General features: G+C 47.2%; 7 protein-coding genes. 3 read left to right on the top strand and 4 right to left on the bottom strand.

The annotated features are described in order from the left end of the window. Nucleotides 1-149: 149 nt before the first annotated feature. Nucleotides 150-782, bottom strand: a complete 633-nt coding sequence (locus FTU55_RS08955) for an alpha/beta hydrolase (RefSeq protein ID WP_005178998.1) — start codon at nt 780-782, stop codon at nt 150-152. A 135-nt stretch (nt 783-917) separates the two neighbouring features. Between FTU55_RS08955 and yaaA the strand changes: the two genes are divergently transcribed. Continuing rightward, on the top strand, nt 918-1,697 hold the full coding sequence (yaaA, locus tag FTU55_RS08950; RefSeq protein WP_168400283.1) for a peroxide stress protein YaaA: 780 nt from the start codon (nt 918-920) through the stop codon (nt 1,695-1,697). Nucleotides 1,698-1,714: 17 nt separating this feature from the next. After that, complete coding sequence (locus FTU55_RS08945) at nt 1,715-2,359, top strand: metal-dependent hydrolase (protein ID WP_171431739.1); 645 nt, start codon at nt 1,715-1,717, stop codon at nt 2,357-2,359. Nucleotides 2,360-2,435: 76 nt separating this feature from the next. Here the strand turns inward: FTU55_RS08945 and slyD are convergent, their stop codons facing one another. From slyD to FTU55_RS08930, 3 genes are all read right to left on the bottom strand, one after another. Beyond that, entirely contained in the window at nt 2,436-2,918 is a 483-nt protein-coding gene (gene slyD / locus FTU55_RS08940; RefSeq protein ID WP_163170257.1) for a peptidylprolyl isomerase, read from the bottom strand. 134 nt (nt 2,919-3,052) lie between these two features. Then, entirely contained in the window at nt 3,053-4,339 is a 1,287-nt protein-coding gene (locus FTU55_RS08935; RefSeq protein ID WP_180046836.1) for an NAD(P)/FAD-dependent oxidoreductase, read from the bottom strand. A gap of 128 nt (nt 4,340-4,467) precedes the next feature. Then, on the bottom strand, nt 4,468-5,778 hold the full coding sequence (locus FTU55_RS08930) for a D-alanyl-D-alanine carboxypeptidase family protein (protein ID WP_257222770.1): 1,311 nt from the start codon (nt 5,776-5,778) through the stop codon (nt 4,468-4,470). Nucleotides 5,779-5,957: 179 nt separating this feature from the next. On the opposite strand from FTU55_RS08930, the gene FTU55_RS08925 reads away from it, so the two are divergent. Further along, entirely contained in the window at nt 5,958-7,661 is a 1,704-nt protein-coding gene (locus FTU55_RS08925) for a M61 family metallopeptidase (protein WP_104490604.1), read from the top strand. Nucleotides 7,662-7,729 lie beyond the last annotated feature (68 nt).

The following is a 7,729-nucleotide window of genomic DNA, read 5'->3' as shown; positions in this document are numbered from 1 at the left end:
TAATGGAGAAATCTAATCGGTATGTTATACCTGAGAGAAGAGTGAGGAGTTATCCAAGGGTTGTAAAAGGAAAACCTCAAAAATACCCAAGAAAAAGCCAGTCAATCTCTTAACTGACTGGCATTACATCAGCAGATAGGTTTTTGTCTTTAGCCTAAGGCCAGGAAGCGGGTAATTGCAATCCGCAGCTGTTTTAAATAGCCGGTAAAGAAATGGTTAGCGCCCGGTAAAATGGTAACCAGATGACGCTGTGGTTTGGCCCAAGTAATCATGTCCGAGAGCAGGGTCACATCATCGGCTTCGCCATGAATAAACAGGATGTCGCCTTTAATTTCTGGGGTTACATAGTGACGTACGCCGGCCACCGTCGCAGTTGGGAGGCCACATAAAATAGTCTGTTTCGGCTGTAATTCAACCGGTAGCGCTGCATAACTCTTTGCCATCACATGCGCACCAAAGCTGAAACCGCCGGCATAGAACGGCAGGCCAATGTGCTGGCTGCGCGCATATTTGATGACTTCTAGAATATCGTCCGTTTCGCCAAAGCCTTCATCATGCACACCTTCACTCTGGCCTGAACCGCGGAAGCTTGGGCGATATACCACGCAGCCGCGCTCTAGGTACATTTGTGCTAATAATGCAGGAACTTTGTGTTGCGGGGTGCCGCCTTGCAATGGATGGGGGTGGCTGACAACCGCGAATCCTTTCACTTCACCCTGTGGATAATCTACGAAAACTTCAATTCGACCCACAGGACCTGGAATGAAAATTTGCTCGGACATAAGATAATCGAATAATGGCAGGAGAATCGATTATTTTACCGATTATGTTTAGGAAAAACACAGATTGGCATTAAAATAAGCTGACTGTTATAGTTTGATTAATTATTTTTTAACCACTTTTTGATCAGGATGTGTATGCTCGCCTTAATTTCTCCTGCTAAGACTTTAGATTATGAATCTGCATTACCCACCGACAGCCACACCTTACCAAGACTATTAGCGCATTCACAAGAACTTATCGACGTTAGTCGTACGCTATCTGCTTCAGAAATCGCCAATTTAATGAGTGTGAGCGAAAAAATTGCCAATTTAAACGTAGAACGCTTCCGCGACTGGCAGGCCGATTTTGATTTTTCTAATGCGCGTCAGGCGCTGTTTGCCTTTAAAGGCGATGTCTATACCGGTCTGAATGCCTATAGCCTGAAGGATCAGGACATTGATTATGCACAGCAGCATTTGCGCATGTTATCAGGTCTGTATGGCTTATTGCGCCCGCTGGATTTAATGATGCCGTATCGTCTGGAAATGGGCACCAAGCTGAAAAATCCCCGTGGCAGCAATTTGTATGAATTCTGGGGCACCATCATTACTGATCTGATCAATGAAGATCTGGCTGCGGCCAAGTCTGAATTGCTGGTGAATATCGCTTCGGATGAATATTATAAATCGGTGAAAGAAAGCAAGATTCAGGCAGAAATCATCAAGCCGGTATTTTTAGACCAGAAAAATGGCAAATATAAAGTCATCAGCTTCTATGCCAAAAAAGCCCGTGGTTTGATGGCGCGCTATATCATCGAAAATAAAATTGAACGTGCTGAAGATTTAAAAGGCTTTAATAGCGATGGCTATTATTTCGATGCTGACAGCTCCCTAAAAGGTGAGCTGGTGTTTAAGCGAGATGAGCAAGCCGCATAAACAGGGGAGTGCGTGCCATGCAATCAGAACTTGCTGATTTTCAGTTGTATTGGCAACGCTGCGCTCAGCAGTTTTCGCTGAATCGCTGCCAGACGCAGCAGCTGTATGCGCGGCTGCTGGCGGCCTATAGTGAGCCGCAGCGGCACTATCATGGCGTGCAGCATATTCTGGAATGTCTGCAGCATTTCGATCAGATTCGCACACAGTTGCAGCAACCATCGCTGGTCGAGCTGGCGTTATGGTTTCATGATGCGGTCTATCATCCTAAAGCGCAGGACAATGAAGCACAAAGTGCGACATTGTGCCAGCAGTTATGTGCAGATTTTTTAACGGCAGCACAACTGGAAACCGTGAGCCGCTGGATTCTCGCGACCCGGCAGCATCAGCCTAGTGATGAGCCAGATTTAAATGCCTTGCTGGATATTGATCTGGCAATTCTGGCTGCGCCGCCAGTACGTTTTGCTGAATATCAGCAACAGATTCGTCAGGAATATGCCTTGGTTGAGCAGCAGCTTTATCAGCCCAAGCGCCGTGCGGTATTGATGCAGTTTTATCAGATGCAACCGCTATATCAGACCCGGTATTTCCAGCAGCATTATGAAGCACAGGCCAAACACAATCTGGCCCAAGCCTTGTCTGCAGCGGGCGAATCAGCATCGTGATGGTTTATTCACCCACTAAAATTCAGGCATAAAAAAAGGCAAAGTCAGACTTTGCCTTTTCCATCTTGTCACAAGATTAGTGGTGATGACCGCCAACACCGTGTACGTGACCGTGGTCTAACTCTTCTTGAGTCGCTTCACGGATTTCTACGATTTCAACTTCAAAAGTCAGGTCTTGACCAGCAAGCGGGAAGTTTGCATCAACGATTACGTTTTCGCCTTCAACTGCTTTAACCGTTACGATCTGTACGCCGTCATCAGTTTGTGCTTGGAACTGCATGCCAGGCTGAATGCTGTCTACGCCTTGGAACATTTGCGCTGGAACTTCTTGAACCAGGTCAGGGTTGTATTCGCCATAACCTTCAGCAGCAGGTACGTTTACAGTGAATTTTTCACCCACAGTTTTACCTTCTAGGGCTTTTTCAAGACCAGGGATGATGTTACCCGCACCATGCAAATAGGCAAGTGGTTCACCTTGAGATTGGTCGAGAGTTTCACCCTCTGCGTTAGTCAATGTGTAGTGGAAAGTAACCACGAGGTCATTTGCAATAGCAGTCATGTTATAGATCCATTTAGTTTTCTAAGGGTACATCATAAAGTGAAAAGGCAAATTTGTTGAATACTTTTACTCAAAAAACTCACATTTGGCTTTTTTATGACATTTTCCCAGATATTGGGGCAGTCGATAAAATTTCAATGCAATTTTATTTTAGGGCCAATTTTTCTGCCGAGCATATCTTTGGCGGTCAGCACCCCGGCATGGGTATAGCCATGAATGGTGGCCTGATGCAGCCGGTATAAAGACACATACATCGACTTGGCGACTATGCCCTGTACATTGACCCGACCGAGTAATTCACCCACGGCCGTATGCTGGCTTAAAGAAATCAGCGAGCCTTTGTCGGAGAATTTAAACATCGGCAGTGGTTTCCCATTCACGTGCTGGCTCAGGGCACGAACCAGAAAGCTGGCCTGCTGACTGGCCACCTGCGCACGCGGACCCAGCACCGGTTCATCGGCTTTGGGCTGGCAATGGGCACAATCGCCAAAGGCAAAAATGTTGGGGTCGGTATAAGTCTGTAAGGTGGCATAGACTTTTAAACGGTGCAGATGATCTTTTTCAAAATCATCCCACTGTTTAAAAATTTCCGGGGCCTGAATTCCGGCAGCCCAGACTTTAATTTCTGCTTCTAGCGGATTACCTGCAGCAAAATAAACCTGTTCTTCATCGACTTTGGCCACCCGATGCTGGGTCAGCACTTCAATACCAAAGCGCTCCAGCTGGACTTGGGTATGCCGGGAAATTTGCTGCGACAGCGCTGGTAAAATCCGGTCGGCAGCTTCAATGAGCGTAATCCGAACCTGCTGCGGGTCAATCCGGTTTAAACCATATTGGGCAAAGGTCTGTTTGGCCTGATACAGCTCTGCCGCCAGTTCAACACCGGTGGCACCGGCGCCGATAATGGCAATATTCAGGGCACGGCTTTGCGGCTGATTTTGGGCTTCTAAATACAGGTGCAGCAAGTCCTGATGAAACACCGTGGCTTGGGGCAGACTGTCCAGAAAATGACAGTGCTGTTTCACCCCTTCGGTATGAAAGTCATTGGAAGTGGAGCCCAGCGCCAGCACCAGTGTGTCATAGTCCACGTCGATCTGCTTCGGTAGCTGCTCTTTTTTGGAAAATTGTGGTGCCTGCAGCTGAATCTTTTTCTGGGCCCGGTCAATGACAACCAGTGTGCCTAATATAAACTGATAATGATGCTGGGCAGCATGGACAAAATAGTTGGTTTCTTCCTGATGCGGATTGAGCGTGCCGGCTGCAATTTCATGTAGCAGCGGTTTCCAGATGTGGGTCAGTTTCTGATCGACCAGAATAATCTGCGCTTTGCCCGATTCACCCAAACGATGACCGAGTTGGGTAGCAAGCTCCAGACCGCCGGCGCCGCCACCGACAATCACAATACGATGTAATGCTGACATGATGAACCTATATTGTTATTTTTAATGCAAGAACAGGCTCAATTTATGCCATCTCCCGGTCAGGAAAATGGCTCAGATTGTTCGACAACTTACATCATGTAGCATTTCCACTGTGCTTGTTCACAGGATTAAACCAGCGGATAAGTTTTGGCTGCGGTTTCATCCTTGGAGGAAAAGCTAAACAGGCTTTTTAGCCAGATCAGCAGTTTTTCAAACAGGCTGGCTTCGGCAATATGTACTTCTTCTTCCAGATGAATGGTATTGATCAGGCGGTTATTCTGATAAACATGCACGGTGGCCAGCTGCATCACCTGTGCCAGCGGGGCCGTCAGTAACTTTTCTTTCAGCTCGACATTCAAATGGGTTTCGGTCTGGGTTAAGGGTTCAATCAGTCGGGTCTGACCGAAGGTATCGTTAACAAACAGGCGCTGCTGGGTCACATCAAACTGTTTTAAATCAATCGCGCTATTTTCGCCATATAAAGACGTGGTGACAATTTTCGGTTGCTGCACTTCAACCTTGAACATTTTCAGGGTCGACTTTACCACTGGCAACTCAGCAATCAGCTGCTTGTTTTTTAAAGCCACTTCGTTGCGGGTGTAGGCATAACTGATGTTCATCAGTTGCTGGGCAATTTCAGCGCGTTTAAATGCACTTTTGGCACCCAAAACCACCACAATTAAACGCCGGTTCGGATCATCAAAATTCTGGGTGAGACGGTTGGCCGTCAGTGCCAGATTATAACCGGCGGCTCGGGTATAGCCGGTTTTCAAGCCATCCACCGTCGGGTCCTGTTTGAGCAGAATGTTAGTGGCGCGGTGATAACGCTGGTTATAGGTAAAACTGGTCTGTTTGGAATAAGCGAGATAATCCGGAGTGTCATTGACGACCGCCTGTGCCAAACGGGCCAGATCGGCCGCGGTAGAATAATGTTCCGGCATGGTAATCCCGGCCGGATTCTGGAAATGGGTATTTTGCATTCCCAAGGCCTGTGCTTCCTGATTCATACGTGCCACGAACTGCGGTACGCTGCCAGAAATCCGTTCGGCCAGAGTTAGGGCGGCATCATTGGCAGACATCACAATTAAACCGGCTAGTAGCTGATCGACAGAAATCTGCTCACCTTCTTTCAGGTACATCTGGGATTCATCCCACATCACCTGTTTCACCACCGACGTTGCGGTCAGCACATCTGCCACGTTCAGCTTGCCGGCCTGAATGTCCTTGAGCACAATATAGGCCACCATCATCTTGGTCAGCGAGGCCGGGGCGCGCTGAATCTGGCTATTGTGTTCTGCAATGACCTGACCCGATTGTGGATCAAGCACGGTCCAGGCTTCTGCTTCAACCGTTTCAGGATTAAAAGATAATAAGGTGGCATGCGCAAGCGAGCTGCATAGCCAGCACAGCAGCGCAATCAGGTAGATGACACGTTTCAAGGGGATTCCTTTTTTAACCAGTCCGTTGGTCATAAACATAAAAATTTTAGGCATGCTATGCTTTTTTTTGCCGCCTGACTAGCGATAATTTTCGACAATGAAGACGACTGCGCATTGCATGACAAAAAAATGTTAAGCTAATTGATAAGTTATCTCTTTGATCTTTTATATCGCCCATTATGTTGCATTATCAAATCGAATTTGACGATTATCGTCAGCATCTTATTCATGTCACTTTGCGCTTTCTGGCCAATCCGACACAGGTTCTAGCTTTACCGACCTGGATTCCGGGCAGCTATCTGATTCGTGAATTTTCCAAACATATTGAAGCGGTCAAGGCTTATGATGAAGCCGGGCGTATTTTAAAAATCCAGAAATTTGAAAAGAACAAATGGCGTTTGTTTAATACCGATCATGAACTGATTACGGTGGAATATGATGTTTATGCCTACGACCTGTCGGTGCGTGGTGCCTATGTTGATCAGACCCGGTTATATGTCAATCCGGCCTGTGCCTGTTTAGGACTGGAAGGTCAGGAAGATAAAGCGATTGAAGTCGAAGTGTTCCTGCCAAACGAACTGAAACATTTCCAGCTGGCGACCGGACTGGTGGCCAAAAGTCTGGTGAAAGGGCGTTATACCTTAAAAGCCAAAAACTATGCCGAACTGATTGATGCGCCGTTTGAACTGGCCGAGCAGACCCGTTTTAGTTTTGATGCAGCAGGCATTCCACATGAATTTGTGGTGTCGGGCAAACATGCCATGAATGCTGCGAGAATGCAGCAGGACCTGGAAAAAATCTGTGCCACTGAAATTGCCATGTTCGGTTCTGCACCGTTTCAGGATTATACCTTTATGACCATGGCGACCGGGAACAGCTATGGTGGTCTGGAGCATCCGAACAGTACCAGCCTGATTACCCCGCGTGATGACTTGCCAAAAGCCAATGAGCCGGAAGAGCCATCGAAAGAATATCAGCGTTTTCTGGGGCTGTGCAGCCACGAATATTTCCACTCCTGGCTGGTGAAATTTATCCGTCCGGACAGCTTTGTCAATTATGATCTGAACCGGGAAGGTTACACCTCCTTGTTATGGATTTTTGAAGGTTTTACCTCGTATTATGATGATCTGATTTTATTACGCAGCGGCGTGGTTAATCAGGAATCTTATATTGCTTTATTAAAAGCGCAGATTGACCGTTATTTGCAAAATCCGGGTCGGGCAATTCAAACCGTGGCTGAATCGAGTTTTGATGCCTGGGTGAAATTCTACCGCCAGGATGAAAACTCCAACCATGCCGGCACCAGCTATTACAACAAGGGCTGTCTGGTGGCCTTGTGTCTGGACCTCGGTTTACGTCTGCGTGGTTCCAGTCTGGATGCGTTAATGCGCAAGCTGTATGACAATGCGCAGCAGGGCATTCAGGTGCATGAGCGCACGATTTATGAATTGTGTCAGGAATTAACCGGCGATAGCTGGGCTGAGCAGATTAACCATCTGATTAACACCACCGAAGAATTACCGCTGGATCAGCTGTTCCCGGAATTTGGTCTGAGCTACAGCTTAAAAAATGACAAGCGTTTGCCATTGGGGCTAAAACTGGCCGATAAACCGGAAGGCGTACTGGTACAGGCCGCACGCCGTGATGGTCAGGCAGCGCAAGCCGGTCTGTCGGCGCATGATGTAATCATTGCCATTGATGGCCTCAAAGCCAGCAGCAAACTGATCGAACAGTATGCCAAACAGAGCGGCAGCTTTACAGTACATGCTTTCCGCCGTGATGAACTGATGCAGTTTGAAGTGAATGCAGCAGGTTCTGAACTGACTGAAGTTGAATTAAAAGTTGAAGATCAGGCCAAACTGGATCGCTGGTTAAAAGTGTAAAATCACAGTCTGAAATCTATACTATAAAAAACCGATGCTCAAGCATCGGTTTTTTTATGCAGATCTAT

It is taken from the genome of Acinetobacter sp. YH12117 (assembly GCF_013418865.1).
Lineage (GTDB): Bacteria > Pseudomonadota > Gammaproteobacteria > Pseudomonadales > Moraxellaceae > Acinetobacter > Acinetobacter indicus.
This window is presented reverse-complemented; position numbering and strand designations above follow the sequence as displayed.

Coding starts and splice junctions, on each gene's coding strand:
- FTU55_RS08925 (WP_104490604.1), top strand. CDS start 5,958: ATGTTGCATTATCAAATCGAATTTGACGATTATCGTCAGCATCTTATT.
- FTU55_RS08955 (WP_005178998.1), bottom strand. CDS start 782: ATGTCCGAGCAAATTTTCATTCCAGGTCCTGTGGGTCGAATTGAAGTT.
- FTU55_RS08945 (WP_171431739.1), top strand. CDS start 1,715: ATGCAATCAGAACTTGCTGATTTTCAGTTGTATTGGCAACGCTGCGCT.
- FTU55_RS08935 (WP_180046836.1), bottom strand. CDS start 4,339: ATGTCAGCATTACATCGTATTGTGATTGTCGGTGGCGGCGCCGGCGGT.
- yaaA (WP_168400283.1), top strand. CDS start 918: ATGCTCGCCTTAATTTCTCCTGCTAAGACTTTAGATTATGAATCTGCA.
- slyD (WP_163170257.1), bottom strand. CDS start 2,918: ATGACTGCTATTGCAAATGACCTCGTGGTTACTTTCCACTACACATTG.